Here is a 25,426-nt window from a genome sequence, read left to right as displayed (position 1 = left end):
GCCCGTCCTTCGGATCGTGGCGGCGTTATTCGATGATCTGCACGATGCGGCGCGTCTGCGGCTCGACGATGACCGTGCGGTCATTCACCACGGTATAGCTGTAGTTCGAAGCCGACGGGCCGTACTCGGCCGGCAGGCGCTGATAGACGACGCCCTGCTGCGGTAAGACCGTGCCGACCGCGACCGGCTCGGCATAGCTATAGGACGGCACGCGCTGCTCGACGACATAGGTACGGAAGCGCGGCGAGGCCGCATCGCCGACGATCGCGCCGACCACGGCGCCGCCGACGCCGCCGACAACCGCACCGACCGGGCCGCCGACGATGGCGCCACCGACCGCACCGGTCGCGGCACCGCTGGTCGCGCCGCCGACCGCGCCACCCGAAGGCTGGTTCTGCGCAAAGGCGACCGCCGGGGTGATGGTCAGGGCGGCGACAAGAGCAAGCTTCTTGAACATGATATGTCTCCTTTCGAAGCGAACCTTCGAGGAGACAACCAAGGCGTGCGGGGGGGCGTTCCCGGAAATCGGGTCACGAGATGTTAACGCTCGATAACGGAGCAAAGAAAGCCCATTTTTGACAATGGCTTGCTCGGTTACGTCAAAAGACCGCTTGCCGTCAGCCGAACCGAATCGGAGCCCGGAAATGAAAACGGCGGGCCCATGAGGCCCGCCGTTCTGCATGTCGATGATGAGACGGATTACTGCTTCGGCGCGGCCGAGAGCGCGGGCGTGAGCTTGTCGGCGTCGCGCTTGATCAGGGCGGCGAAGCCGGCGGGCGTCCGCTCCTCGGCCGTCGGCAACACGGTGCCGAGATCGAGCAGGCGCTTCTTGGTGCCTTCGTCGTTGAGCGCCTTGCCGAGCGCGTCGACCAGCTTGTCTACGGCCTCCTTCGGCATGCCCTTCGGGCCGGCGATGCCGTTCCAGGCTTCGATCTGGTATTCGGGCAGGCCGGCTTCCTTGGTGGTCGGAACGTCGGGCAGCGCCGGCGAGCGCTGGGCCGAGGCGATGGCATAGGCCTTGATGGTGTTGGCGCGGACCTGCTCGGCGACCGAGACAATCTGGTCGCACATGAAGTCGACCTGGCCGGAGACGAGGTCGTTCAGGGCCGGACCGGTGCCGCGATAGGCGACGGCGTTGATCTTCGGCGTGCCGAGGATACCCTTCAGCAGCGTACAGGTCGTCCAGGAGACCGAGCCGAGGCCGGCATGGGCTTCGTTGAACTTGTCCGGGTTGGCCTTCACGGCGGCGACGAAGGCCTTGAGGTCGGGCGCCTCGAGGTTCTTGCGGGCGACGATCAGGATCGGCGTGCCGCCGGCCATGCCGATCGTCTGCATGCCGTTGATCGGGTCATACTTGAGGCCGGGATAGGTCGCTGGCGCCGCCGAGAAGGTGCCGAGATGCCCCATCGCGATCGTGTAGCCGTCGGGCGCGGCCGTCACGGCGCGGGCGATGCCGGTCGTGCCGCCGGCGCCGGCGACGTTCTCGATCACGATTTGCTGGCCGAGCGTCTTCGACATGTTGTCGGCGACGATGCGGGCGATGATGTCGGTCGGGCCGCCGGCCGCGAAGGGCACGATCATGGTGATGGGCTTCGTCGGATAGCCCTGCGCCTGCGCGGCGCCGGCGACGGCCAGCGCGGCAGCCGCGGCAAGGCCAAGAACGAGCTTCTTCATCCGTATTTCTCCCTGGACGTTGCGTGAATCGAGACTGGGCGCCGCCGCAGCGGCAACCCCGTCATTCGGTGAAGACTTCGTCGCGCTTCTTCGAAATCGAGGGCAGCAGCGCGATCGCGAGCACGACCACGGCAACCACCAGCAGCCCCGCGGAGATCGGCCGCTCGACGAAGGTCATGAACGAGCCGCGCGAGATGATCAGCGCCTGCCGAAGCTTTTCCTCCATGAGTTTGCCCAGCACGAAGCCGAGCAGCATCGGCGCCGGCTCGAAGCCGAGCTTGATCAGCAGGTAGCCGAACAGGCCGAACAGCGCCGTGAAGGCGACGTCGAGCGGCTGGTTGTTCACCGAGTAGATGCCGATGCAGCAGAAGATCAGGATCGCCGGGAACATCAGCCGGTAGGGCACCTGCAGCAGCTTCACCCACATGCCGACCAGCGGCAGGTTGATGATCAGCAGCATCAGGTTGCCGATCCACATCGAGGCGACCATGCCCCAGAACAGCTCCGGATTGCGGGTCATGACTTGCGGACCGGGGATGATGCCGTGGATCGTCATCGCGCCGACCATCAGCGCCATCACCGCATTCGGCGGGATGCCGAGCGTGAGCAGCGGGATGAAGGCGGTCTGTGCGCCGGCATTGTTGGCCGATTCCGGCCCCGCCACGCCCTCGATCGCCCCCTTGCCGAAGCGCGAGGGATCCTTGGCGATCTTCTTCTCGACGGTATAGCTGGCGAAGGGGCCGAGCACGGCGCCGTTGCCGGGCAGGATGCCGAGGATGCCGCCGATGAAGGTGCCGCGCAGCACCGGGGCGGCGGATTGCTTGATGTCGTCCCAGCCCGGCAGCAATCGGCCGATCTTGTTCTTGACGACGTCACGCGCCTCCGGGCTCTCGAGATTGCGCAGCACTTCGGCGAAACCGAATACGCCCATCGCAAGCACCGAGAAGTCGATGCCGTCCGAGAGCGAGGCGATGCCGAAGGTCAGGCGTTCCTGCCCGGTTTCGAGGTCGGTGCCGACGGTCGAGAACAGCAGGCCCAGCATGATCATGCAGAAGGCCTTGAGGATCGAGCCGCGCGCCAGCACCACCGCGAAGCACAGGCCCATCACCATCAGCGAGAAATACTCGGCCGGGCCGAAGAGCAGCGCCATCTTGGTCAGGGGCGCGCCGAGCGCGGCGATGAACACGGTGGCGACGCAGCCGGCGAAGAAGGAGCCGATCGCGGCCGTGCCGAGCGCCACGCCGGCGCGGCCCTGCTTGGCCATCTGGTGGCCGTCCAGCGTGGTCACGACCGAGGTCGCCTCGCCGGGGATGTTGACCAGGATCGCGGTGGTCGAGCCGCCATATTGCGCGCCGTAATAAATGCCGGCGAGCATGATCAGCGCGCCGGTCGGGTCGAGGCCGAAGGTGATCGGCAGCAGGATCGAGATCGTGGCGATTGGCCCGACGCCGGGCAGCACGCCGATCAGCGTGCCGACGAGGCAGCCGGCGAAACAGAGCGCGATGTTCTTCAGCGTCAGCGCGACGCCGAAGCCCAGTGCGAGATTGGAGAACATGTCCATCGGTCAGATACCCAGCAGCCAGGGCGCAAGCGGGATGGGCAGGCTCAGCGCGTATTTGAACAGCAGGATGCAGCCGAGCGACATGGCCACGGCGAAGATCAGTAGTTCCTTCGGCTTGCGGTCATCGGCGGCAAGTCCGGAGAAGAAGATCAGCAGCGGGCCGGAGACCAGCAGCCCCAGCGCCGGGACGCTGATCGTGGTTACGGGGTAGAGAATGAGCGCGATCAGGAACAGCAACGCAAATATCGACGTTGCGGCATTGCGGTGGCCGAGCTTCAGCGACAGCGGATTATTCAAGGGAGATAGGTAGCTGAGGATGATCGTCGCGGCGGCGCCCATCAACCCGGCGGCGATGACGCGGGCCAGAAAGCCGTTAACTTCGAAGCCGCGGATGGTCAGCCCGAATAGCAAGGCCCCGCCGAGCGCGAAGAAGATGCCCTTCCAGGACCAGCCCGAGAGTTGCTCGCCGTGATAGCGCAGCGAGGCCAGCGCCAGCATCAGGCCGAGCGCGCCGCAGATCACCGCGAAGGCCTTGGGCAGCATGCCGGGCCCGAGCTGGCGCAGCGTGCCGGCAGGCAGGTCCCAGGAAAAGACGAAGGCACCGACCGCGAGCAGGATCATGAACAGGCCGCCGGCCAGATCCTGCGTCGATCGCACGCGCAGGCCCTGGGCCTGTTCTATCTGGTTCAAACTCATCAGGCTCCTCCGACTGACGACCCGGTGCGGGCTGTTCGTTTCAGTGGTTTGGGCGGGCTCAAGGGCAGGACGTGGCGCTCGTCGAGCAGCGTCACGCTTTTCCTGAGGATCGCGAGGAAGTCGTCACGCGAGGGCAGCTTCTGCTGCGGCCGCCAGGAAACGCCGACGAGCGCGCCGGGCGGCGGGGGATCGAGCATCGCGCCGCGCAGGCGCCGCATCGTCACGCCGGGGAAGGACAGGCGCGAAACCCAGTCCGGAGCCAGCGCCATGCCGAGCCCCGCGGCGACCGCCGACATCATCGCCGGCTTCTCTGTCGCCTCGATCGTGACGTTCGGGACCGCGCCGACGCTCTCGAAATAGGCCATGACCAGATCGTAGGCATAGGGCCGGATGCGCTTGGAGGGCACGACGAAAGGCTCGCCGACGAGGTCGAGCATCGTCAGGTGCTCGCGCGCCGCGAGCGGGTGATTCTCGTGCAGCACCACGATCGGGCGCTCGACCCGCAGGATCTCGAAGGCGCAGTCGGTCGGCTTGCGTGGTGGGCGGGTCAATGCCAGATCGAGCTTGCCGGCCTCCAGCATCTGGACGAGCGCCGCCGTCATCGCCTCGACGAACTTGATCTCGACGCCGGGGAAGCGGGCGCGGAAAGCCATCAGCGCTTCCGGCACGAAACTGGACGAGGCTGCATCGATGGCCCCGACGCGCAAGACCTTGCCGGAGGCGAGCGAGGCTTCGCGCACGGCCCGCGAGGCATGCTCCATCTTGACGAGGATGCCCTTGGCCTCCTCGAGCATGATCAGCCCGGCACGGGTCATCGCGACCTGCCGGGTGGTGCGGGTCAGCAGGGCGACGCCAAGTTCATCTTCGAGGGCGCTGATCTGGCGCGACAGCGCAGGGGGCGCCACACCGAGGCGTTCGGCCGCGCGACCAAAATGCAGCTCTTCCGCCACCGCGATGAAACATCGCAGTTGCCGCACATCCATAAGCCGTCCCCTGTCCCGTGTATCGCTTGCCGCGATATCTCTATCGGTGGCCGTGGCCAATAGCGGTTCCGGCCAAGGTGTCGACCCTACAGAAATTCATAATCTTTTGGCAACAAAGCCTTTCGGCTGAGGGGTGGATCGGGGCGTCCGGCTGGGGATGGTTCCGGAAGACGATGTGGTTCAGGAGATCGGAGCCGGTTTCGCCTGGGCGATGCGCAGGATGCGCCCGTCAATGAGCGCGAGGCCGACGAAGATTGCCGCCATGCCAGCGAAATGGCGCGGCAGCAGATCCTCGCCCAACAGACCGGAACCGAGCAGGATCGCGCTGACGGGGATCAGGAACGTGACGAGCATGACGTTGCTCGGCCCGGCCGTGCGCATGATCCGGAAGAACAGCAGATAGGCCAGCGCCGTCGAGATCAGCGCTAGGCCGACGAGCGCGAGAAACGCCGTCTGCGAGGGCACCGGCAGTGTCCAGGGCGGATGCATGACGAAGACGATCGGGATCATCATCAAGGTCGAGGCCGTGAGCTGGCCCGTGGCGGCGACCAGCGGCGACACACCGCGGAAGCGCCGGCCGAGCAGGCCGGAGAAGGCGTAGGAGACAGCAGCGAGGATGCAGGCGATCTGCGCCGCGAGATTGGAGCCGAGCCCGCTGATCGCGTCGGGGCCCATCAGGATGGCGACCCCGATGAGCCCGGCCAGCACGCCGCCGAGCTTTAAGCCCGTCGCCTTCTCGTTGCCGAAGCAATGCATCACCAGGACCGCGAAGATCGGCGTGGTTGCGTTCAGGATCGAGGCGAGGCCGCTGGCAATCTGCTGCTGGCCCCAGAGAAACAAGCTGAACGGGATCAGGTTGTTGAGGATGCCCATTCCGAAGAAGGCAATCCACAACTCGCGTCCGACCGCCATCGACTGCCCGGCGATTCGCACGACGAGCAGCAACGCCAGCGCCCCGAGGCCGACGCGCACCTGCACCACCGCGAAGGGCGGCCATTCTGCCACGGTCAGCTTGTTGAAGAAGAACGAGCCGCCCCACAGGATCGACAGGGCGATCAGCATGAGCCATTCGATCGGGCCCATGCGCAGCGCGGAGGGAGAGGTCGGCTGTGTCATGGCGGAAGCTCTGCTCTTGGGCCGGGTCATTCCGCGTCAGTAGGTGGCCGAGCGAAGCCCGGCCACCCGTATTCTGCGTGTGTCTGCCCGCTCAGGCGGCTTCGGCGTCGCGCGCCTGCCACATGGCCTGGAAGGCCGGCCGTGCCTGGCAGGCATCGAGCCAGGTTTTCACGTTCGGATTGGCGTCGAAGAGCTGCGTCGCTGGCTTCGCGTAGCGGATCACCTCCGCGACGTTGATGTCGGCTACGGTGAAGCGTCCGCCCACGAGATAGCCCTTGCCCTCGGCCAGCGCGCGGTCGAGCACGGCAAAGGGAGCCTTCAGGGCTGCGAGCGAGGCCTCGGCCACGTCCGGCTTGCGCTTCTCCGGCGGGAAAGCGGCAAGGTGCTGCTGCAGGTTGAGGGCGTTCGTCTCGCATTCCGTCGCGGCCCAGAGCGACCACATGATGGCGAGCCCTTCCTCCTGCGCGTCCTTGGGCGCGAGCGGGCCGCCATGCTTGCGGGCGAGATAGAGGTTGATCGCCAGCGACTCGTGCAGCTTGAAGCCGTTGTCGTCGATGCTCGGGATATGGCCGTTCGGGTTGACCTTCAGGAAATCGGCGCTGCGGGTATGCAGCGGCACGCCGGGCGCGTTCGGATCGGGCAGGCGATAGACCTGGATCACCGGCACATGATTGAAGGGCAGGCCGAGCTCGTTGGCGAGCCAGATGTTGCGCGAGGCGCGCGAGCGGTAACAGCCATAGATGGTCAGGGACATCGGCGGGATCCGGCGAGAGAGTGCGAACGGCGACGGAGGCCGGCTCATGCTGCCGGTTCGTCACCCGCGACCATAGGCCGGACAAGTGGCGTCAGCCAATGCCGATGATTGCTCTCCACGCGCAGCAAAAACCGTTTGACGCGGGCGCCTTACAGGTGCATTGGCCTCCTGCTTCCGGCCTCTGCGGCCGGCTGCTCACAGGAAACCCCGACCCGATGCCAAGCGACAGTCCCAGCCGACAGTCGAAGCCGTCTGCCGCCGTCTCGCGCGCCTGACCGGGTCCCCCGGCTCGCCTGCGGTCCGGCCACGACGGCCCGATCGCAAGGAACAGAGCCATGAATGATACCGCCGCCACCACGGATCTCCTTGCCGTGACGCTGGCCCAGACGCTGGCGCAGGAACACGTCGCCGATATCGTCGAGACGCTGAACGATCAGGATGATGCGACCATCGCGCATGTCCTGGGCGAACTGCCGTTCGAGCGCGCCGTCGAGGTGCTCGACCAGCCCGAACTCACCGCCGCCGCCGAGGCGCTGGCGCTGCTGCCGGATCGGCGCGCCGGCTCGCTGCTCTCCGCCATGTCGGCGGACCGGGCGGCCGACGTCTTCCAGGAGTTCGACGAGGAGACGCAGGCGCGCCTGAGCGGTCGCATCGACCGCCAGACCCGCTCCGATCTGAAGAAGCTGCTGGCCTATCCCGAGCACAGCGCCGGCTCGATCATGACGACCGAGTTCGTCAGCGTGCCCTCGAACTGGACGGTGCAGCAGACGCTCGACCATATCCGCCGCGTCGAGCGCTCGCGCGAGACGGTCTACGCGATCTACGTGCTCGATTCGGTGACCCGCAAGCTGGTGCGCGCCGTCTCGCTGCGCCGCCTGATCAGCGGCGACCCGGAGGCTCCGGTCGAGTCGGTCGTGCCGGCGCACAAGCCGATCTGCGTCACCGCCGAGATCGATCGCGAGGAGGTCGCTCGCCTCATCACCAAATACGACCTGCTCTCCGTGCCCGTCGTCGATGCGGATGAACAGGTCATCGGCATCGTGACCTTCGACGACGTCATCGACGCGATGATCGCCGAGACGACCGAGGACGTGCAGAAGCTCGGCGGCATGGAGGCGCTGGACGAGCCCTATAACGAGATCGGCTTCGTCGCGATGATCCGCAAGCGCGCCGGCTGGCTCTCGATCCTGCTGGTCGGCGAGATGCTGACGGCCTCCGTCATGCAGTTCTTCGAGGGCGAGCTGGAGAAGGCGCTCGTGCTGACGCTGTTCATCCCGCTGATCATGAGTTCGGGCGGCAATTCCGGCTCGCAGGCGACCTCGCTGATCATCCGGGCGCTGGCGCTGCGCGAAGTCACGCTGAAGGACTGGTGGCGGATCGCGTTGCGCGAATTGCCGACCGGCCTGACGCTCGGCAGCATTCTCGGCGTGATCGGCGTGGTCCGGATCATCGCGTGGCAGTGGCTCGGCTTTTACGATTACGGGCCGCACTGGATCCTGATTGCCGCGACGGTCGGCGGCGCGCTCGTCGGCATCGTCACCTTCGGCTCGCTCGCGGGCTCGATGCTGCCCTTTGCGCTGAAGCGGCTTGGCTTCGACCCGGCCAGCGCCTCGGCGCCCTTCGTCGCGACGCTGGTCGATGTCACCGGCCTGGTGATCTATTTCGGCGTCGCTGCCGCGATCCTGACCGGGACGCTGCTGTAAGGCAGAGGGCCGCCATTCTCGGGCGAAGCAGCTTCGACCCGAGACACTCTGGGAGGTCGAGGCGCGTTCTCGGCCGCCATGCAGGCTAGGCGACTGCTTTCGCCACCATCTCCGGATGCTGGCCGATCACGCGCACATAGGCGATGGCGAAATCCGGCGCCGTCGCCCGTGCCTGCTCCCAATCGCGCAGCGTGCCAACCGGAACCCGGAAACGGGTAGCGAACTCGGATTGCGACAGGCCGAGCCCGGTCCGCGTCTGGCGGATCAGGCGTGCGCGCTGGCCGCGGTCCAGCGCCTTGGCTGATGCGCTGAAATCTTCGGCATCGGCGGCATCAGCAGGAAGAGCGGTAGGCTCGTTCTTCACCTTTATTGCTCCTTCTCACCGAGATGAAGCGAGGCCAATCGCCCCGCCAGACGAAAATGCCGGTGAACAGCTTGCCCCCAACGATCCCGACGACCTTGAAGCGTTCTTCGCCATCGATCTCGCGGATGGAGGGGATGATCAGGTGATTGCCATCCTCGAAAACCCGATCGCCGAAAGCCAGCGGCAGCCCGTGCTTCTCACGGTTGATCACGTCCTTGGCGGGATCAAATCTGTCTTCCGACATATCTAGGGATGGTACGGGATTTCGGTATAGGGCGCAACCCCGATACTCCCTGGGGCAGTCGCCATTCTCGGGCGACGCACAGTTTCGACCCGGGAAGTCCCGGCAGGATGGGGCGCCCTCTCGTCACGAGATGCTCGGGTCAAGCCCGAGCATGACGGCGACTTGGAGTTGCTTCAGCTCGCCAGCACGCGCTGCGGCGGGAAGGTGATCTCGACCAGCGTGCCCTCTTTCTTGACGCTGGTGATCGCCATGGCCGCGCGGTTTGCTTCAACCAGTGCCTTGGTCAGCGGCAGGCCGAGGCCCGTGCCGCCGGCGCGGCGCGTCGTCGGCACCTGGCGGAACGGTTCGAGCGCAAGCCGGAGTTCGTCGTCGTCCATGCCGATGCCGGTGTCGCGCACCCGAAGGATCGCCTCGCCCTGGTCGCCGAGCGCGGTCGAGATGATGACCTGCCCGCCGGCATCGGTGAACTTCACTGCATTCGAGAGCAGGTTGATCGCGATCTGGCGGATCGAGCGCTCGTCGGCGACGACCGGCGGCAGCTTCGGCGACAACCCCGAGCGCAGGACGACACGGCCGCGCTGCGCCTCCGGCTGGAGCAGCGACACTGTGGAGAGCGCGATCTCGTTCAGGTTGACGCTGACGAAGTCGAGATCGAGCTTGCCGGCCTCGATCTTGGCGAGATCGAGCAGGTCGTTGACGAGGCTGATGACGTAGCCGCCCGACTGGTGGATGTCGCGCAGGTATTCCTTGTAGCGCTCGTTGGCGATCGGCCCGAAGCGCTCCTCCGCCATCACCTCGGCGAAGCCGATGATCGCGTTGAGCGGGGTGCGGATCTCGTGGCTGATCTTGGCAAGCACGTCCGATTTCTGGGCGCTGGCCATCTCCGCCGCCTTGCGGGCATCGACCAGCTCGCCCTCGGTCTTCTTCCAGGCGGTGATGTCGCGCAGCACGGCGCAGAAGCGCGGCTCGTTGCCATGAGCGATCTGGCCCATCGTCATGAACAGCGGGATCTTGCCGCCCTGGCGCACCCGGCCTTGCACCTCACGCCCGTCATTGAGCACGGAAGCAACACCGCCACCCTTCAGCCCTTCGAGATAGTCGAGCGCGGGAGCATGACTCTCGCTGGCGAAGAGCAGGGTGAACAACTCGCCGGTGACTTCGCGCTGGTCGTAGCCGAACAGGGCTTCGGCCGCCTTGTTCAGCGACAGGATGCGCCCGCGATCGTCGACGGTGACGACGCCGTCGGTCGCGGTATCGAGCATGGCGGTGAGCTCGCCGATGCGGGCATCGCGGGCATCGGCATCAAGTCGCAGCGCCTCGACCCGTGCCGCCGATTCGGCTTCCTCCGCCGCGAATTCGGCCGCGAGCTCGGCTTCTTCCGCCTCTTCCGGCGTCAGCACCGGTACTTCGCTGCCATCCCCGGTCGGATGGCGGAAGGCCATCAGCGTCGCCGGCTCGTCCTGCCAACTCACGCTCGACAGCACGGCATCGACATGGACGAGATGGCCGAGCCGGTCGATCAGCGTCATCGTGCCGCCGTCGGTGCGGGTGGCCTCCTTGATCAGGCGGCTGACCTTGCCGCCGGCCTTGAGGTCGGCAAGGTCGGCATAATCCAGCAGTTCGAGCAGCGTGCGGTTGGCATAGAGCGCCTCGTCGCCGCGATTGACGAGAACGGCGATCGGCAGCCGGTCGAGCACATCGGCATGGGAGTTGCGCTGCCGGGCAGGGGCGAGGGCCTCAGTCTCCGCTGCGAGTTTCGCGGCAGTGATCTCTTCCTTGTCCTTGACCTGCAATGGCGCCACCGGGGGAAGGCGCGGCGCGCTCGGCTCGTCGTCGCCGGCAAGCCTCGCGCCCAGCGCCTTGGCGATCTCGCGGAAGGCATTGCGCTCGGCCGAGCTCAGATGCGACTTCGACGGTTCGAGAACCGGCCGGATCGCGGTCAGGTGGCCATTGCGCAGCGGCACGATCTTGCCGGGCAGCGAATCGGGTTCGGGCGCAGCAGGTGCTGCGGGAGCGGGCACCTGTGCCGCTTCTTCCTCCGGCTCGCCGGGCGCGGGCGAGGTGGCGGTTGCTTCTGCCTCCTCCTCGTCATCCTCGGACAAATCCGGGAGTTCGTCGGTCTGACGTTCGCCGATGGCTGGAGCGTCCTCATCTGCAGCGCTGGGTACGGCAGGGGCGATCACGTTGTCGATGTGAGATGAAGTTGCGGGAGGCGTTTCGTCCATGGCCGAGAGATCGGCCGCCGCTTGCGGAGCATCGTCGGGCGCGGCCTCGGCCACCGGGAAGGGGCAGCGCTCGTTGAGGCGGGCGATACCGAAGCCACGGAAGCCGGCTAGCTGGCGCGCGGCGTCGAGCACCGGCACGCCGGAGAGCTCGACCGGCGCGGCCTCGCCAGGCGAAACGGTGCGCCAGAGCACGCCATGGCCGCTCCAGGTCGCAGGCTTGGCGAAGCGCTCGATCAGCCCGCCATCGCTGTCGGCGAAGGCTGAGCCGAGCAGGTCCTGCCAGCGCCGGCCGATCAGCCCGGCCGCTGCCGGTTGCCCGGTCAGGATGGCGATATTGTCGGAGAGCTTGGTCAGTCTGCCCTCGCGATCGCTTTGCCAGAGGAAACGGACCGTCGCCGGCTTGGCGGGGGAGGGCGCTGCGTTGCGGGGCGCGTCCTCCGCGGGAGCCGGAGCGGCAACGGGCGCCGGTTCGGCAGCCTTGGGAACGATGATGCCGAGGCGGCGCAGTTCGGATGCCTGCACCGCGATGGCCAGGGCGGAGCGCCCGTCAGCCAGCGAAACCAGCTTGCTGCCGCAGGTGACGGGCACCGCGGCGAAACTCGCGGTCAGGCGCAGGCGCTCCAGGCGGATGCCGCTGGCGGAGGCCAGGCCGCCGGCCAGGAGGTTCAAGCGTTGCCGCGTCGGTGCCGGCAGGCTCGCCTGTCCGCCGAGCAGCGCTTGCGCCGCGGCATTGACGAGATGCGGCTGCTCCGAAGCCGGGTCCCACAGCAGCAGGGCGCCGCCGGCGGCAAAGGATGCAAGGGCGGCGTCTTCAGCCGCCGCCACGCTCCACTTCGCCCAGTCCTCTCCGGCCTTGCTCATGCCTGCCCGCTCGTTCGATCCGCGCCCGTTATGCCTAACAAAGCCTTAATAGACCCCAAACGGCAGCAAATCCATGGAACCGAAGATCGCTCTCCCGCTTCTCATCGAAACAGCGTTAACATGGCTGGCGTCGCCAATTGTCACGCTGTTGTCACTGCGGTGCAACAATGATATTGCAGTGCACAATGACCTCGGGATGGATCGTCACTCGACAGGAGGATTCGATGAACGGCAAGCTGCCTTATGAAGTGCCCACCGAAATGCGCGAGTTCGCCGAGCGCAGCGTAGAGCAGGCCCGCAAGGCGTTCGACGGCTTCATGGGCGCTGCCCATAAGGCTGTGGATAATGCCCACGGCTCCGCCGAGAGCGCCCGCGCCAATACTCAGGACGCGACCCGCAAGGCCATCGCCTATGCCGAGAACAATGTCGCGGCCGCGTTCGATCTCGCCCAGAAGCTGGTGAAGTCGAAGGATTTGACCGAGGTGATGCAGCACCAGTCCGACTTCCTGAAGTCGCAGGTTGCCGCGCTCCAGAACCAGCTCAAGGACCTCGGCACCGCCGCGCAGGATGCCGCGACCAAGGCTGCCGAGACTGTCAGCAAGGCGACCAAGGGCCGCTGAGGCGCCGCTGATTCGGCGCCGCATGGCGCCGTTCATCGCTATTCTGGCCGGACCGCGCGGTCCGGCCTTCGCTGTTTGCCGCTGAAGGAGAGCTGTCATGGTCAAGCCTGCTCCGACCCGGACCAAGTCCAAGGTTCCGGTCAGCCTGTCCCCGGTGAAGGCGCTGACGCCCGCGCCGGTCGAGACACCACCATCCACGGCGAAGCCGCTGGAGGCCGCTCCTGCGAAGCCCGCGCCCGTCGCAGTGGCTGCCTCTGTCGCGCCGCCGAAGGTCGTCCAGGCCGCGCCGGCTGCCGCCAAGCCCGCCCCTGCCGTCAAGCCGCCGGTCGCGAGCGCCCCGAAAAAGACGGCCCCGGTCAAGGTCAGGGTCGAGAAGCCCGTGACGAAGGTCGCAGGGCCGAAGCTTGCGGCGAAGGCTGCCAAGCCCGCAGCCGCGGTCTCACGGCCCGTCGTCGCCGAGGCGAAGCCGACGCCCGTCAAGCCCGTTGCCGCCGAAACGGCGCCTGCCAGGCCTGCGCCCGTCCAGGCCGCGCCGGTGGCCCCGGTTGCCAAGCCCGCGGAGCCCGTTCCCGCTCCGGCTGCCAAGGTGGCTCCGCCGCAGCAGCCTGCCTCCCTTGATTCGCTGCCCCTGCCGCGCCCGCCCGAGGCGGCGGCCGTCGCGACCGCCACGGTGATGAGCCAGGCGCTCACCATGGCGCGGGCCTTCGGTGCCTTGCAGGCCCGCATGCTCGACCATGCCTGCGCCGAGCTGGAGGCGACGCTGGGCGACGCGCAGACGCTGGCGCGCAGCAACAGCGCCTCCGAAGCGATCGCGTTGCAGGCCAAGGCCGTGCGTCGCAGCTACGAATCCTATGCCGAGCATCTCAAGGAGCTGGCGCGCACCGCCAACGCGGCCCTGCGCAAGGACTGATCGAACGGCCGGATTCGGCGCGTGCGAAGGCCGCGCCGAAATTCCGTAGCCGGAGTTGAATTACGCGGTTGCAAAAGCGGAGAGTCGGCACTAGGGTCCGCGCCGCTGACGACCCCCGCCACGGCGGCCGGTCGCGTAGCCTGTGTTTGGGCAGCCATAGCTCAGTTGGTTAGAGCGCTAGATTGTGGATCTAGAGGTCCCCCGTTCAAGCCGGGGTGGCTGTACCATTCTTCTTCCGGACATCGTCTCGAAGGCCGCCGTCATGCTCGGGCTTGACCCGAGCATCTCGGAAACCAGTGCCTTCTCGTCATGAGGTTCTCGGGTCGAAGCGTCGCTCCGCCCGAGAATGACGGCATAGGGGACCGCTCCGATACCGGCCAAGGGTGGCTCCTCTTGAAGCCACCTCCGCGCTTCGCCATATCTTGCTCAAGCGGGAGGGTTCGCCTTTCGCCTGCGGAATGCTGCCAGCGGCGGGTTCCGATGTTTGTGAGGCGCCTTTCGAGGGCCTGGAAGATGACGCGTACGCCTAGCCTGTCACATCCGTTCCTGCTCGGCTTCGACGATATCGAGCGTGCGCTTGATCGCGTCGCCAAGGGCGCGAGCGAGGGTTACCCGCCCTACAATATCGAGCGGATGCCCCGGACGGAGGACGAGCCCGATCGCCTGCGCATCACGCTGGCCGTCGCGGGCTTTGCTCGGGAGCAGCTCGAGATCACGCTGGAAGAAAACCAGCTGACGATCCGGGGGCGCCAGGGCGACGACAAGAATCGCCAGTTTCTGCACCGCGGCATTGCCGCCCGTCAGTTCCAGCGCAGCTTCCTGCTGGCCGACGGAATGCAGGTGCTCGGCGCCGATCTGTCGAACGGCCTGCTCGCGATTGATCTGGTCAGGCCGGAACCGGAACGGCTCATCCGGCGTATCGATATCATGAGCCGGGAGTAGAGGACGGAGACCCGTCCAGCTTTGAAGGATGCGGCAAGCGGTTTTCGCATCTGTTCATAATTGAAGGCGCAGTATCAGAACCGCATTCGCACTGCTCTGAAGGAGGGCGCGATGAAACAGGACAGAATCCTTATTCAGGCCAACCCGCTGACCCCTGCGGAATTCGCCGCGCTCGGCGCCGGCGAAGTGGCCTATGTCAAGTCGATGACCTCGGACGAGCTGATGCGGATTTTCCCGCAGGCTCCGAAGATCGAGTCCGGCTTGCAGCTCTTCACCCTGCTCTCGGCCGACGGCGCGCCGATCCTCGTCACGGATTCGCGCGAGGCCGCCACGGCCAATGCCTGGGAGCATGACCTGAAGATGGTCAGCGTCCACTGACGCCGGCCACGCTCAAGGTCGGGGCGCGGTCGCCATCCCGGCGACCGCCGCTTGCAGCCTCACGATATCCTCTGGCGTGGACAGGCGGTGATCGCCGTCCTTGATCAAGGTCAGGACGACGGGATCGCCGCTGAGATGCTCGACGAGCTTCAGCGCCTGGCGCCAGGGCACGTCGGGGTCGCGCATGCCCTGCAGGATATGAACGGGGCAGCCGGCCTTGATCTCGCCGCCGAACAGCAGGTGCCGGCGTCCGTCCTCGATCAGGGCACGGGTGATCGGCGTCGGCTCGGGCGCGTATTCCGAAGGCCGCAGCCAGACGCCCTCGTCAAGGATCATCCGGCGGATCGAATCGGGCATCTGCGCCCACATCAGCTCCTCGGAGAAATCCACCGCAGGCGCGATCAGGACGAGCCCGGCCGGCTGCAGCGGTGTTCCAAACAGCTTGCGCGCCGCGAGCAGTGCGATCCAGCCGCCCATTGATGACCCCACCAGGATCGGTGGCTGGCGGCACAGGCTTTCGACCGCCGCAAGCGCATCGCCGAGCCAGTCCGACAGGGTGAAGCTGCCGAAATCGCCATCGCTCTCGCCATGGCCACCATAGTCGAAGCGCAGGCAGGCCCGGCCGTTGGCGCGCGCCCAGTCGGCCAGCGCCTCGGCCTTGGTCGCGCGCATGTCGGAGCGGAAGCCGCCGAGCCAGACCACCGGTGCAGCCGTTCCCTCCTGCAGGAGATAGGCGAGGCGGCGCTTCGCGGGACCTTTCCCGACTTCGAGCCATTGCGGCGGCTGGCGCTCCAAGGCAAATCTCCTGTGACGAATCACCTGGCCGCGGCGATTAGAGGCTGCGGCTATCGACCGATAGGGGCATATTCGCCCCGCCGAACGAAAGTCCAGACCGAGAACGAATGTCCTTCAAGCCGGGTGCCCATCTTTCGCTGCCTTCGACCGAAACGCATCCGCTGGCGGGGCGGACGATCCTGCAGATCATTCCCGAGCTGGAAGCTGGAGGGGCAGAGCGCACCGCCGTCGACATCGCCAAGGGTTTGACCGATGTCGGCGCGCGTGCGCTGGTCGCGACCGAAGGCGGGCGCCTCGTCGCGGAGTTGCAGGCCAAGGGCGGGGTCTGGCTGCCATTCCCGGCGGCCTCGAAGAACCCGGTCGCGATGCTCTTCAACATCCGCAAGCTCGCGCGGCTCTGCCAGCAGGAGGGGGTGGAGCTGATCCATGCCCGCTCGCGCGCGCCGGCCTGGGTCGCGCTCGGGGCGGCGCGACTGCTGAAGCTGCCTTTCGTCACCACCTATCACGGCTCCTACAACAGCCGTTCGGCGGTGAAGACACTCTATAATTCGGTGATGGCGCGCGGCGATGTGGTCATTGCCAACTCCGTCTATACGGCCGGCCTGATCCAGGCGAAGCACCCGGTGGCTGGCGACCGCGTCAGGGTCGTCAATCGCGGCACCAATTTCTCGGCCTTCGCGCCGGCTGCCGTCGGTGCCGAGCGCGTGCAGGCGTTGCGCAAGGCCTGGGGCGTCGAGCCTCACCAGCGCATCGTGCTGCTGCCCGGCCGCCTGACCAACTGGAAGGGCCAGCGCGTGCTGATCGAGGCGGCGCGCCTGATGCGCGACGGCGGCGATACCGACACGGCCTTCATCCTTGCCGGCGACGCGCAGGGCAGGGACGGTTACGTCAAGGAACTCGACGCGCTGATCGCCAAGGCCGGGCTGGAGGGGCGCGTGAAGCGTGTCGGCCACTGCACGGACATGCCGGCGGCGATGCTCTCGGCAGCGGTGGTCGCGGTGCCCTCGACCGATCCGGAGGCCTTCGGCCGCGTCGCGGTCGAGGCGCAGGCGATGGGCACGCCGGTCGTGGTCTCGGATCTCGGCGCCGTGCCGGAGACGGTGCTGGCGCCACCGCAGGTCGCGCCGGCAGAACGCACCGGCTGGCGCGTGCCTCCAGGCGATGCCGCGGCGCTCGCAGAGGGCCTGAACGAGGCGTTGAGTCTGCGTCCATCCGCCAGAGATGCGCTGGCGCGAAGGGCGCGCGCCCATGTCGAGCGGCATTTCTCGCTGGAAGCGATGGTCGCGGAAACCCTCGACGTCTATTGCGCGTTGCTGGGTCGCTGACCGGCCTCTCCGGTGGGAGATGCCTGCCATCGCTGTGTCATGCATTGACATCGCCCATCTTTGTGCAATGTGTCTGCAACAACGGCGCGACGCGCGCCAAGTACAGGAGAATACCCCCATTCGTCGTCCCTACCGCGCTGCCCCGACCCCGACCAAGGAAGGTCCCCGCTCGAACCGCGATATCCGCGGAGTTCGCGAAGTCCAGCTCATCGACGATACCGGCGCCAACCGTGGCGTGGTCTCGTTCTTCGATGCGTTGAAGCTCGCCGAGGACGCCGGTCTCGACCTCGTCGAGATCGCCCCGAACTCCGTTCCGCCGGTCTGCAAGATCCTCGATTACGGTCGCTTCCGCTTTCTCGAGCAGAAGAAGGCCTCGGAGGCGCGCAAGAAGCAGCGCACCATCGAGATCAAGGAAATCAAGCTGCGCCCCGGCATCGACAAGCACGACTACGACGTGAAGATGAAGGCCATGCACGGCTTCTTCGAGGAAGGCGACAAGGTGAAGGTCACCCTGCGCTTCCGCGGCCGCGAAATGGCGCATCAGGACCTCGGCGTGAAGGTGCTGGAGCGCGTCAAGGTCGATACCGCCGAGATCGCCAAGGTCGAGAGCGACTGGCAGCTCGAAGGCCGCCAGATGGTCATGGTGCTCGCGCCGCGCTGAGGCGCGCGTCACCCACGATCATGTTGGATCGAGAAAAAGGGCGCCGCTGGCGCCCTTTTTCATGCCGGCAGGAGCATTGTCGATCTGACTGAGCCGTCATTGCGAGGAGCGAAGCGACGAAGCAATCCAGGGGGACTGGGTTGAATGCCTTACCCAGTCCCCCTGGATTGCTTCGCTGCGCTCGCAATGACGATTCAGTCAGATCGAAAACAGCTTTAACGCAGCAATCCATTCAGCATCGCGTCGAAGGCATCGGTCGCGCCCTTGAGCGCTGCCTCCGGATCCGGTGCATGCGCGATCCATTGCGCCGCATGCTGGGTCGCGCCGAAGATCAGTGTCGCCACCGCTTCCGGGTCGAGCGGCGCCAGAACGCCCTCAGCGACAAGCGCGTCGAGGCTTCGGGCCATCATCCGGATGCAGTCGTTCTGGATCGGCCAGCTCCAGGGATCGCCGAGCACGGCTGGGCCGTCGCGCAGCATGATGCGCTGGATTTCCGGCTCCAGCGCCATGGCGAGATAGGCGGCACACTCGTCGCGGAAACCGGTCCAGCGGTCGCTAGCCCGGGCCGAGACGGCGCGCAGCCTGACCGTCATTTCCGCATCGATCTGGTCGATGACGGCGGCGAAAAGGCCCTTCTTGTCGCCGAAATGGTGATAGAGCGCGCCGCGCGTCAGCCCGGCCGCAGCCGTCATCTCGTCCATCGAGGCGCCGGCATAGCCGACTGACCCGAAGGCCTCGCGAGCGGCAGCGATCAGGCTGGCGCGGGTTTCCGCGATCATGTCGGCACGAAGTCTGCGGGCCATCACATCCTCTTCACATGCGCTCCGTATGTTAATTGACATACGGAGCGTATGCAATTACGCCTTCATTCACATACGCGGCGTATGTCTGCAATCACGGTTCAGATCATGCCTAACCCCTATCGCGAGATCTTCCAGGCGCCGGGCGCCTTCGCCTTTTCCGGTGCCGGTTTCATCGCCCGCCTGCCGGCCTCGATGGTCGGGCTCGGCATCGTCACCATGCTGTCCGAGCGTCGCGGGGAATATGCGATCGCGGGCGTGGTGGCCGCGACCTTCGCGCTCGCCAGCGCGTTGATCACGCCGCAGGTCTCGCGCCTCGTCGATCGCTATGGCCAGCGCCGCGTGCTGATGCCGGTCGCGGCGGCTGGTGCGCTCGCACTCGGCGGCTTGATGTTTGCGACTTGGGCAGGCGCGCCGAGCTGGCTGCTCTTCGTCTTCGCGTTGCTCGCCGGCCTGATGCCGAGCATCGGCGCGATGGTCAGGGCGCGCTGGACCGAGTTCTACCGCGACACCCCGCAATTGCGTACGGCCTTCGCCTTCGAATCGGTGGTTGACGAGGTCATCTTCATCGTCGGGCCGATCGTCGCGATCGGGTTGAGCGTCAGCCTGTTTCCCGAAGCCGGGCCGCTCGCCGCCCTGATCTTCCTCGTCGTCGGCGTGCCCTTGCTCTGCGCCCAGCGGCGGACAGAGCCGCCAGTCCGCGCCCGCACTGCGGGGGGCGACATCTCGGTCATTCGCGTCGGTGGCGTCCAGGTCGTCGTGCTCGCCATGATCGCGATCGGCGCGATCTTCGGCACGGCCGAGATCACCGCCGTCGCCTTCGCGGAGGCGCAAGGACAGAAGGCCGCCGCCAGCTTCGTGCTCGCCATCTATGCGGCGGGCTCGCTGATCGTCGGCCTCGTCTTCGGAACGCTCCGGCTCAAGGCCTCGCTCGCGACGCAGTTCCTCGCGGCGATCACGCTGGCGGCAGCGACGACCTTGCCGCTTCTGGCCGTGACGGGGCTCGCCTCGCTGGCGCTGGTCTTCTTCATGGCCGGCGCTGCGGTCTCGCCGACGATCATCATCGCCATGGGCCTGATCGAGCGCCTGGTGCCGCCGCACCAGCTCACCGAGGGCATGACCTGGGGCATCACCGGCATCGGTATCGGCATGGCGGCCGGCGCCTCGGTGGCCGGCGTGTTGATCGACGCCTTCGGCGCGCAGAGCGGCTTCTGGATTTCGGTCGGGGCGGGGACTGCCGCGTTGCTGATCGTGCTCGCGGGCTACAACCGCCTGCCCGGCGCACGGAGCGAAACGCTGGTCTGCGAAGCTGCCTGAAGGCGCGCAGCTCAAGAGTTCGCCGACCGATCAGAAAATGGGCCGTCATCCCGGACAAGCCGCGAAGCGGCGCCGATCCGGGATCCATCGTAGAGCTTTGGCGCCTTTCGATGGATCCCGGGGCAAGCCCGGGATGACAGCGTGTTTCCGAGCACAAATTATCCCTATCAAAAAAGGCCGCCCGACCGGGGCGGCCTTCTTGCTCGAAGCGTCTTGCTCTCGCCTCAGCGGATCGGCGGGCCGTATTGCAGGCCGCCCTTGGTCCAGAGGTTGTTGACGCCGCGCGGCAGCGGATTGCTGGTCTTCGCGCCGAAATGGCGCTCGAAGCTCTCGCCGTAATTGCCGACCGCCTTGATGATGCGCACGATCCAGTCATTGGTTAGGCCGAGGCCTTCGCCGAACTTGCCCTCGGCGCCCAGCATGCGGCGAACTTCAGGGTTCTGCGAGGTCTTGGCCAGTTCCTCGACATTGGCCTGGGTCACGCCGAGCTCCTCGGCATTGATCGTGGCGATGACGGTCCAGCGGACGAGGTCGAACCAGGTCGGGTCGTTCTTGCGCACCCAGGGGCCGAGCGGTTCCTTGGAGATGACCTCCTGCAGCAGCATGTGCTCTTCCGGGTCCTTCAGGCGGCCGCGCGTGCCGGCGAGCGCCGAGAGGTCGGTGGTGTAGGCGTCGCAGCGGCCGGCCTCATAGGCCTGCACCGTGTCCTCCAGCGTCGCGAAGGCGACGGTCTCGAACTTGATGTTGTTGGTGCGGCCGTAATCCGCGAGGTTGAGCTCGGTCGTCGTGCCCTGCGAAACGCAGACCGAGGCGCCGTTGAGATCCTTGACGCCCTTCACGCCGAGCTTCTTGCGGACGATGAAGCCCTGGCCGTCATAGTAGTTGACGGTGGTGAAGGCGACGCCCTGACCGATATCGCGTCCGAGCGACCAGGTGGTGGTGCGGGCGAGCACGTCGATCTCACCGGACTGCAGCGCGACCAGGCGGTTCTTGCTCGACAGCGAGAGATAGGTCGCCTTGGTCGGGTCGTTGAAGATCGCAGCCGCGAGCGCACGGCAGACATCGGTGTCGAAGCCTTGCCAGACGCCGTTCTTGTCCTGCAGCGAGAAGCCGGGAACGCCCTCGCTGGCCCCGCAGATGATGTGGCCGCGCGCCTTGATCTTGTCGAGCGTCGATTGGGCAAGCGCCGGGGCCGAGGCGGCGGCCGTCAGGACCAAGCCTGCGGCGAGGGTGAGAAGCTTCTTCACGGGGTATTCTCCAGTCGCGGAACGCGCCTGTTGACCATACGGCGTCACAAGGGTTTGAAGGAAGGGGATAAGCGGCTGCTGCTTTTTTCAGTCCGTCTCATAGCGGATTGCCGGCTTCGCACTTGCAATAGCGGTCGTTTTCTGCGATAGGCCCGGCCTTCGATCGCCCGGCTGATAAGGGCTGCCGTGGCGATCGTGCTTTGCTTCCTGAAAGCAAGACATTGGCAACGCGTTCAAAAGACGTGGAGCCTCGACCATTGAGGAGCTGAAATGCCCAAGATCAAGACCAAATCGGCCGCTAAAAAGCGGTTCAAGATCACCGGTACCGGCAAGGTGCTCTACGCCCAGGCCGGCAAGCGTCACGGGATGATCAAGCGGACCAACAAGCAGATCCGCAATCACCGCGGCACCACGACCCTCTTCGAGGGCGATGCTGCCAACGTGAAGAAGTTCTTCCTCCCCAACGGCTGACGCCACCTGATATTCCGGAGATCATGACATGGCTCGCGTGAAACGGGGCGTTACCGCCCACGCCAAGCACAAGAAGACGTTCAAGGCCGCCAAGGGCTTCTATGGCCGCCGCAAGAATACGATCCGCGCCGCCAAGGCGGCCGTCGATCGCTCGATGCAGTACGCCTATCGCGACCGCAAGAACAAGAAGCGCTCGTTCCGCGCGCTCTGGATCCAGCGTCTCAACGCTGCGGTGCGCGAACACGGCCTGACCTATTCGGTCTTCATCGGCGGCCTGATCAAGTCGGGCATCGAGCTCGACCGCAAGACCCTGTCGGCCATGGCCATCGACGATGCAGCCTCGTTCGCTGCGGTTGTCGAGACGGTCAAGGGCGTGCTGGGCGCCGAGGCCAAGGCTGCCTGAGCGGCCTTGCCATGCTGAATTGGAAAAGGCCGGCGGTGACGCCGGCCTTTTTCTTTGGGTCGATGCCTCAGGCCGTCATTCTCGGGCCGCGCTGGCGCGGACCCGGGAATCTCGTGCCAGACGAGGCGCCCATTCTGAGAGAGATGCTCGGGTCAAGCCCGAGCATGACGGCCCTGAACTACGTCTGCACGCTGCCGTTCTTTGGCGGATCCCAGTGCGCACCGGCACCTTCGACGATCCGGTCATAGGCCTCTTCCGGCGAATCCGCGTAAGCGAACAGCTTGAGGTCATCAGGCCGGATAAACCCCGCCTCCGCCATGCGGTCGAGATTGAGCAGGCCCTTCCAGTAGGCGGAATCGTAGAGCACGATCGGCACCGGCCCCATCTTGCCGGTCTGGACCAGCGTCATGATCTCGAAGAGTTCATCGAGCGTGCCGAAACCGCCGGGGAAGACCACGAGCGCCGCCGCGCGCATCGCCAGATGCATCTTCCGCATCGCGAAATAGTGGAACAGGAAGGTCAGGTCCGGCGTCGACCAGGCATTCGGCTCCTGCTCGTGCGGCAGGGTGATGTTGAAGCCGATCGAGATCGCGCCGGCTTCGGTCGCGCCGCGATTGGCGGCTTCCATGATGCCGGGGCCGCCACCCGTGGCGATGACATGGTGGCGTCCGGCCTCACCGTCGCGCAGCGCGCCGCCGCGTTCGGAGGCGATGCGGCCGAAGGCGCGGGCAGCCTCGTACCAGGGATTGCCCTCGCGCACCCGCGCCGAGCCGAAGACGACGATGGTCGAGACGACGCCGCGCGCCCTGAGCTGGTCCTCCGCCTTCTGGTATTCCAGCATGAAGCGCGCGCCGCGCATCGAATCGCCGAGGATGAAATCCGGGTCGAGCGCGGCCATCCGGTAAGAGGGCGATTCCTTCTGGCGGATATTGTCGGGCAAGGCATCCTCCTGCATCGGCGCCGGCCATGTCGGGCGGGTTCGGCAAAGCGTCGCTTCGCTCTGGCATAACCCGGCCGTTCCCGCTAGAACGCGCCCGTTCCCACGCCTTCAAACGCTTGCGACTGAATCCATGACCAATATCGCCACCCTGGAACGCGACGTCCTCGCCGCGATCGATTCTGCCGCCGACGAAACCGCTGTCGAGGATGTGCGCATCGGCGCCCTCGGCAAGTCCGGCTCGATCTCGGCGCTGCTCAAGACGCTCGGCGGCATGACGCCGGACGAGCGCAAGGAGAAGGGCCCGCAGATCAACGGCCTGCGCGACCGCGTGCAGGGCGCGATCGCGGCTCGCAAGGAGGCGCTGGGCGAGGCGGCTCTCGAAGCCCGGCTCGCCTCCGAGCGCGTCGACGTGTCGCTGCCGGTGCAGGACGGCCCGGAGGCGCGCGGCCGCATTCACCCGATCAGCCAGGTCATCGACGAGATCACCGCGATCTTCGGCGATATGGGCTTCGCCATCGCCGAAGGTCCGGATGTCGAGACCGACGATCTCAACTTCACCAAGCTGAACTTCCCGGTCGGCCATCCCGCCCGCGAGATGCACGACACCTTCTTCTTCGAACCGGATGCCAATGGCGAGCGCAAGCTGCTGCGCACCCATACCTCGCCGGTCCAGGTCCGCACCATGCTGGCGCAGCAGCCGCCGATCCGCGTGATCTGTCCGGGCCGGACCTATCGCAACGATTCCGACCAGACCCACACCCCGATGTTCCATCAGGTCGAGGGGCTCGTCATCGACAAGTCCGCCAATCTCGGCCACCTCAAGTGGATCCTCGAGGAGTTCTGCAAGTCGTTCTTCGAGATCGACGATGTGAAGATGCGCTTCCGCCCGTCCTTCTTCCCCTTCACCGAGCCCTCGATGGAGGTCGACATCCAGTGCTCGCGCAAGGGCGGCGAAATCCGCTTCGGCGAGGGCGACGACTGGCTGGAGATTCTCGGCTGCGGCATGGTCCACCCGAACGTGCTCAGGAATTGCGGGCTCGACCCGGAGGTCTATCAGGGCTTCGCCTGGGGCATGGGCATCGACCGCATCGCCATGTTGAAATACGGCATGCCGGACTTGCGCCCCTTTTTCGAGGCCGACGTGCGCTGGCTCGCCCATTACGGCTTCCGCCCGCTCGACCTGCCGACGCTGACGGGCGGCCTCTCCTCATGACGGCGCGGGCCGGGCAGGGGAGAGCGCGATGACGCTTGCGGGCTGGGCGGCGGTGATCGCCGTGCTGCTGGTCGTGATGAACCTGGCGAGCCAGGTCATCGCGCTCTGGCGGCTGCGCCGGCCCCTGCAGCGCTCGGCCCTGCTCGACGCCTTGCCGCCGGTCACGATCGTCCGTCCGGTCCGTGGCATCGAAGCCTTCAGCCGCGAGACGGCGGTCTCTGGCCTCGAACTCGACTATCCCCGCTACAGCACGATCTTCTGCGTCGCCGACGCGCATGACCCGATCATCCCGCTGATCGAGGAACTGATCGGCATCTACGGCGCCGAGAAGGCACGCCTGATCGTCGGCGACGTGCCGGTCAGCGCCAATCCCAAGCTCAACAACTGCGTGCGCGGCTGGGAGGCGGCGGCGACCGACTGGGTCATCCTCGCCGATTCCAACGTGCTGATGCCCCGTGACTATATCCAGCGCATGCTGGCTGCGTGGCAGCCCGCGACCGGCCTTGTCTGCTCGACCCCGGCCGGTTCCCGGCCTCTGTGCATTGGCGCAGAAATCGAATGCGCCTTCCTCAATGCCTTCCAGGCGCGCTGGCAATATGTCGGCGAGGCGCTGGGCCTCGGCTTCGCGCAGGGCAAGTCGATGCTCTGGAACAAGCCCTTCCTCGACGCCAATGGCGGCATCGCCGCACTCGGCACCGAGATCGCCGAGGATGCGGCCTCGACCAAGCTGGTGCGCAATACCGGCCGCCAAGTCCATCTCGTCGGCCAGCCCTTCGAGCAGCCGCTTGGCCGGCGCCGACTGAGAGACGTCGTGCAGCGCCAGTTCCGCTGGGCGCGGCTCCGGCGCGTGACCTTCCTGCCCTTCTTCGCGCTGGAAATCCTCTCCACGCCTTTCCTTGCCGCCGTTCTGGCCGCCTTCGGCGCCTCTGCGCTGGGCCTGCCGGCCTGGTTGGCGCCGCTCCTCGTGCTGCTCCTCTGGTATGCCGGCGACATCCTGTTGTCCGCCAGCGTCGGCTGGTTCCTGAATTGGCGCGCCCCTTTGGCGATGCTGGCGCGCGACATCGCCTTCCCCGGCATCTGGGCCTATGCCTTCGTCGGCGGCGAGGTGAGCTGGCGCGGCAATGCCATGAAGATCCGCACCGACGGCGCCAACCAGCTCAACGATGCGGCCCCGACCTTGTCGGCGGCCAATGCCAAGCTTCCCGATTGATCCGAAGATACTG

At 66.4% G+C, this 25,426-nt stretch carries 26 protein-coding genes and 1 tRNA gene; 13 read left to right on the top strand and 14 right to left on the bottom strand.

What is annotated here, in order from left to right:
• Window positions 1-25: 25 nt before the first annotated feature.
• The 7 genes from Q0Q02_RS03620 to Q0Q02_RS03590 form a co-directional block, all read right to left on the bottom strand.
• A complete protein-coding gene (locus Q0Q02_RS03620) occupies window positions 26-457 on the bottom strand; it encodes a DUF1236 domain-containing protein (protein WP_293806935.1) in 432 nt (143 codons plus the stop codon).
• A gap of 242 nt (window positions 458-699) precedes the next feature.
• Entirely contained in the window at window positions 700-1,674 is a 975-nt protein-coding gene (locus tag Q0Q02_RS03615) for a tripartite tricarboxylate transporter substrate-binding protein (RefSeq protein WP_293806933.1), read from the bottom strand.
• Window positions 1,675-1,735: 61 nt separating this feature from the next.
• On the bottom strand, window positions 1,736-3,235 hold the full coding sequence (locus Q0Q02_RS03610; RefSeq protein ID WP_293806931.1) for a tripartite tricarboxylate transporter permease: 1,500 nt from the start codon (window positions 3,233-3,235) through the stop codon (window positions 1,736-1,738).
• A gap of 3 nt (window positions 3,236-3,238) precedes the next feature.
• Window positions 3,239-3,931 (bottom strand): tripartite tricarboxylate transporter TctB family protein, encoded by a 693-nt coding sequence (locus tag Q0Q02_RS03605; RefSeq protein WP_293806929.1) that lies wholly within the window; start codon window positions 3,929-3,931, stop codon window positions 3,239-3,241.
• Window positions 3,931-4,914, bottom strand: coding sequence for a LysR substrate-binding domain-containing protein (locus tag Q0Q02_RS03600; RefSeq protein WP_293806927.1), 984 nt, complete (start codon window positions 4,912-4,914; stop codon window positions 3,931-3,933). The genes Q0Q02_RS03605 and Q0Q02_RS03600 overlap by 1 nt, the downstream gene beginning before the upstream one ends.
• A gap of 180 nt (window positions 4,915-5,094) precedes the next feature.
• Window positions 5,095-6,030: a DMT family transporter gene (locus tag Q0Q02_RS03595; RefSeq protein WP_293806926.1), complete on the bottom strand. Its 936-nt coding sequence runs from the start codon at window positions 6,028-6,030 to the stop codon at window positions 5,095-5,097.
• A gap of 91 nt (window positions 6,031-6,121) precedes the next feature.
• Window positions 6,122-6,784, bottom strand: a complete 663-nt coding sequence (locus Q0Q02_RS03590; protein WP_293806924.1) for a glutathione S-transferase family protein — start codon at window positions 6,782-6,784, stop codon at window positions 6,122-6,124.
• Window positions 6,785-7,119: 335 nt separating this feature from the next.
• Between Q0Q02_RS03590 and mgtE the strand changes: the two genes are divergently transcribed.
• Entirely contained in the window at window positions 7,120-8,487 is a 1,368-nt protein-coding gene (gene mgtE / locus Q0Q02_RS03585; RefSeq protein WP_293806922.1) for a magnesium transporter, read from the top strand.
• An 85-nt stretch (window positions 8,488-8,572) separates the two neighbouring features.
• Here the strand turns inward: mgtE and Q0Q02_RS03580 are convergent, their stop codons facing one another.
• The 3 genes from Q0Q02_RS03580 to Q0Q02_RS03570 form a co-directional block, all read right to left on the bottom strand.
• Window positions 8,573-8,851 carry a helix-turn-helix domain-containing protein gene (locus Q0Q02_RS03580; protein ID WP_293806920.1) on the bottom strand — a complete coding sequence of 93 codons (279 nt, stop codon included), beginning with the start codon at window positions 8,849-8,851 and terminating at the stop codon, window positions 8,573-8,575.
• Window positions 8,820-9,095, bottom strand: a complete 276-nt coding sequence (locus tag Q0Q02_RS03575) for a BrnT family toxin (RefSeq protein WP_293806918.1) — start codon at window positions 9,093-9,095, stop codon at window positions 8,820-8,822. The genes Q0Q02_RS03580 and Q0Q02_RS03575 overlap by 32 nt, the downstream gene beginning before the upstream one ends.
• A 173-nt stretch (window positions 9,096-9,268) precedes the next feature.
• Window positions 9,269-12,181, bottom strand: a complete 2,913-nt coding sequence (locus Q0Q02_RS03570; RefSeq protein ID WP_293806917.1) for an ATP-binding protein — start codon at window positions 12,179-12,181, stop codon at window positions 9,269-9,271.
• A 224-nt stretch (window positions 12,182-12,405) separates the two neighbouring features.
• Here Q0Q02_RS03570 and Q0Q02_RS03565 point away from each other — a divergent pair, with 224 nt between their 5' ends.
• From Q0Q02_RS03565 to Q0Q02_RS03545, 5 genes are all read left to right on the top strand, one after another.
• Window positions 12,406-12,801: a phasin gene (locus Q0Q02_RS03565; RefSeq protein WP_293806916.1), complete on the top strand. Its 396-nt coding sequence runs from the start codon at window positions 12,406-12,408 to the stop codon at window positions 12,799-12,801.
• A gap of 97 nt (window positions 12,802-12,898) precedes the next feature.
• Window positions 12,899-13,711, top strand: coding sequence for a phasin family protein (locus Q0Q02_RS03560; RefSeq protein WP_293806915.1), 813 nt, complete (start codon window positions 12,899-12,901; stop codon window positions 13,709-13,711).
• A gap of 150 nt (window positions 13,712-13,861) precedes the next feature.
• Window positions 13,862-13,938, top strand: a tRNA-His gene (locus Q0Q02_RS03555).
• A gap of 286 nt (window positions 13,939-14,224) precedes the next feature.
• Window positions 14,225-14,653, top strand: coding sequence for an Hsp20 family protein (locus Q0Q02_RS03550; protein WP_265058332.1), 429 nt, complete (start codon window positions 14,225-14,227; stop codon window positions 14,651-14,653).
• Between the two features lie 111 nt (window positions 14,654-14,764).
• Window positions 14,765-15,031, top strand: coding sequence for a DUF1150 domain-containing protein (locus tag Q0Q02_RS03545; RefSeq protein WP_199087089.1), 267 nt, complete (start codon window positions 14,765-14,767; stop codon window positions 15,029-15,031).
• Between the two features lie 12 nt (window positions 15,032-15,043).
• Here the strand turns inward: Q0Q02_RS03545 and Q0Q02_RS03540 are convergent, their stop codons facing one another.
• A complete protein-coding gene (locus tag Q0Q02_RS03540; protein ID WP_293806913.1) occupies window positions 15,044-15,826 on the bottom strand; it encodes an alpha/beta hydrolase in 783 nt (260 codons plus the stop codon).
• Window positions 15,827-15,933: 107 nt separating this feature from the next.
• Between Q0Q02_RS03540 and Q0Q02_RS03535 the strand changes: the two genes are divergently transcribed.
• A complete protein-coding gene (locus Q0Q02_RS03535; protein WP_293806912.1) occupies window positions 15,934-17,151 on the top strand; it encodes a glycosyltransferase family 4 protein in 1,218 nt (405 codons plus the stop codon).
• Between the two features lie 67 nt (window positions 17,152-17,218).
• Window positions 17,219-17,812 (top strand): translation initiation factor IF-3, encoded by a 594-nt coding sequence (gene infC / locus Q0Q02_RS03530; protein ID WP_293806911.1) that lies wholly within the window; start codon window positions 17,219-17,221, stop codon window positions 17,810-17,812.
• A gap of 215 nt (window positions 17,813-18,027) precedes the next feature.
• Here infC and Q0Q02_RS03525 read toward each other — a convergent pair whose 3' ends face one another.
• Entirely contained in the window at window positions 18,028-18,615 is a 588-nt protein-coding gene (locus tag Q0Q02_RS03525) for a TetR/AcrR family transcriptional regulator (protein ID WP_293806910.1), read from the bottom strand.
• 105 nt (window positions 18,616-18,720) lie between these two features.
• Between Q0Q02_RS03525 and Q0Q02_RS03520 the strand changes: the two genes are divergently transcribed.
• Window positions 18,721-19,929 carry an MFS transporter gene (locus tag Q0Q02_RS03520; RefSeq protein WP_293806909.1) on the top strand — a complete coding sequence of 403 codons (1,209 nt, stop codon included), beginning with the start codon at window positions 18,721-18,723 and terminating at the stop codon, window positions 19,927-19,929.
• A 224-nt stretch (window positions 19,930-20,153) separates the two neighbouring features.
• Here the strand turns inward: Q0Q02_RS03520 and Q0Q02_RS03515 are convergent, their stop codons facing one another.
• Window positions 20,154-21,176 (bottom strand): amino acid ABC transporter substrate-binding protein, encoded by a 1,023-nt coding sequence (locus Q0Q02_RS03515; protein WP_293806908.1) that lies wholly within the window; start codon window positions 21,174-21,176, stop codon window positions 20,154-20,156.
• Window positions 21,177-21,446: 270 nt separating this feature from the next.
• Between Q0Q02_RS03515 and rpmI the strand changes: the two genes are divergently transcribed.
• Both rpmI and rplT read left to right on the top strand, forming a co-directional pair.
• Window positions 21,447-21,647 (top strand): 50S ribosomal protein L35, encoded by a 201-nt coding sequence (rpmI, locus tag Q0Q02_RS03510; RefSeq protein ID WP_047575639.1) that lies wholly within the window; start codon window positions 21,447-21,449, stop codon window positions 21,645-21,647.
• 28 nt (window positions 21,648-21,675) lie between these two features.
• Window positions 21,676-22,050, top strand: coding sequence for a 50S ribosomal protein L20 (gene rplT / locus Q0Q02_RS03505; protein WP_047575636.1), 375 nt, complete (start codon window positions 21,676-21,678; stop codon window positions 22,048-22,050).
• 178 nt (window positions 22,051-22,228) lie between these two features.
• Here the strand turns inward: rplT and Q0Q02_RS03500 are convergent, their stop codons facing one another.
• Window positions 22,229-23,005, bottom strand: a complete 777-nt coding sequence (locus tag Q0Q02_RS03500; protein WP_293806906.1) for a TIGR00730 family Rossman fold protein — start codon at window positions 23,003-23,005, stop codon at window positions 22,229-22,231.
• Window positions 23,006-23,120: 115 nt separating this feature from the next.
• Here Q0Q02_RS03500 and pheS point away from each other — a divergent pair, with 115 nt between their 5' ends.
• Together pheS and Q0Q02_RS03490 are read left to right on the top strand one after the other, a co-directional pair.
• On the top strand, window positions 23,121-24,203 hold the full coding sequence (gene pheS, locus Q0Q02_RS03495; RefSeq protein WP_293806905.1) for a phenylalanine--tRNA ligase subunit alpha: 1,083 nt from the start codon (window positions 23,121-23,123) through the stop codon (window positions 24,201-24,203).
• Window positions 24,204-24,231: 28 nt separating this feature from the next.
• Entirely contained in the window at window positions 24,232-25,413 is a 1,182-nt protein-coding gene (locus Q0Q02_RS03490) for a ceramide glucosyltransferase (RefSeq protein ID WP_293806904.1), read from the top strand.
• The last annotated feature ends 13 nt before the right edge of the window (window positions 25,414-25,426 follow it).

This window comes from uncultured Allobosea sp. (genome assembly GCF_945956895.1).
GTDB lineage: Bacteria > Pseudomonadota > Alphaproteobacteria > Rhizobiales > Beijerinckiaceae > Allobosea.
The sequence above is the reverse complement of the archived record's forward strand: the minus strand, read 5'-3'. Positions and strand labels throughout refer to the sequence as shown.

Bases quoted from the DNA above. Each gene is read 5' to 3' on its own strand.
- Q0Q02_RS03610 (WP_293806931.1), bottom strand. From the start codon at position 3,235: ATGGACATGTTCTCCAATCTCGCACTGGGCTTCGGCGTCGCGCTGACG.
- Q0Q02_RS03575 (WP_293806918.1), bottom strand. From the start codon at position 9,095: ATGTCGGAAGACAGATTTGATCCCGCCAAGGACGTGATCAACCGTGAG.
- Q0Q02_RS03550 (WP_265058332.1), top strand. From the start codon at position 14,225: ATGACGCGTACGCCTAGCCTGTCACATCCGTTCCTGCTCGGCTTCGAC.
- Q0Q02_RS03615 (WP_293806933.1), bottom strand. From the start codon at position 1,674: ATGAAGAAGCTCGTTCTTGGCCTTGCCGCGGCTGCCGCGCTGGCCGTC.
- Q0Q02_RS03600 (WP_293806927.1), bottom strand. From the start codon at position 4,914: ATGGATGTGCGGCAACTGCGATGTTTCATCGCGGTGGCGGAAGAGCTG.
- Q0Q02_RS03605 (WP_293806929.1), bottom strand. From the start codon at position 3,931: ATGAGTTTGAACCAGATAGAACAGGCCCAGGGCCTGCGCGTGCGATCG.
- Q0Q02_RS03620 (WP_293806935.1), bottom strand. From the start codon at position 457: ATGTTCAAGAAGCTTGCTCTTGTCGCCGCCCTGACCATCACCCCGGCG.
- rpmI (WP_047575639.1), top strand. From the start codon at position 21,447: ATGCCCAAGATCAAGACCAAATCGGCCGCTAAAAAGCGGTTCAAGATC.
- Q0Q02_RS03545 (WP_199087089.1), top strand. From the start codon at position 14,765: ATGAAACAGGACAGAATCCTTATTCAGGCCAACCCGCTGACCCCTGCG.
- Q0Q02_RS03570 (WP_293806917.1), bottom strand. From the start codon at position 12,181: ATGAGCAAGGCCGGAGAGGACTGGGCGAAGTGGAGCGTGGCGGCGGCT.
- Q0Q02_RS03535 (WP_293806912.1), top strand. From the start codon at position 15,934: ATGTCCTTCAAGCCGGGTGCCCATCTTTCGCTGCCTTCGACCGAAACG.
- pheS (WP_293806905.1), top strand. From the start codon at position 23,121: ATGACCAATATCGCCACCCTGGAACGCGACGTCCTCGCCGCGATCGAT.
- Q0Q02_RS03525 (WP_293806910.1), bottom strand. From the start codon at position 18,615: ATGGCCCGCAGACTTCGTGCCGACATGATCGCGGAAACCCGCGCCAGC.
- Q0Q02_RS03595 (WP_293806926.1), bottom strand. From the start codon at position 6,030: ATGACACAGCCGACCTCTCCCTCCGCGCTGCGCATGGGCCCGATCGAA.
- mgtE (WP_293806922.1), top strand. From the start codon at position 7,120: ATGAATGATACCGCCGCCACCACGGATCTCCTTGCCGTGACGCTGGCC.
- Q0Q02_RS03560 (WP_293806915.1), top strand. From the start codon at position 12,899: ATGGTCAAGCCTGCTCCGACCCGGACCAAGTCCAAGGTTCCGGTCAGC.
- rplT (WP_047575636.1), top strand. From the start codon at position 21,676: ATGGCTCGCGTGAAACGGGGCGTTACCGCCCACGCCAAGCACAAGAAG.
- Q0Q02_RS03590 (WP_293806924.1), bottom strand. From the start codon at position 6,784: ATGTCCCTGACCATCTATGGCTGTTACCGCTCGCGCGCCTCGCGCAAC.
- Q0Q02_RS03520 (WP_293806909.1), top strand. From the start codon at position 18,721: ATGCCTAACCCCTATCGCGAGATCTTCCAGGCGCCGGGCGCCTTCGCC.
- Q0Q02_RS03500 (WP_293806906.1), bottom strand. From the start codon at position 23,005: ATGCAGGAGGATGCCTTGCCCGACAATATCCGCCAGAAGGAATCGCCC.
- Q0Q02_RS03565 (WP_293806916.1), top strand. From the start codon at position 12,406: ATGAACGGCAAGCTGCCTTATGAAGTGCCCACCGAAATGCGCGAGTTC.
- infC (WP_293806911.1), top strand. From the start codon at position 17,219: ATGTGTCTGCAACAACGGCGCGACGCGCGCCAAGTACAGGAGAATACC.
- Q0Q02_RS03490 (WP_293806904.1), top strand. From the start codon at position 24,232: ATGACGCTTGCGGGCTGGGCGGCGGTGATCGCCGTGCTGCTGGTCGTG.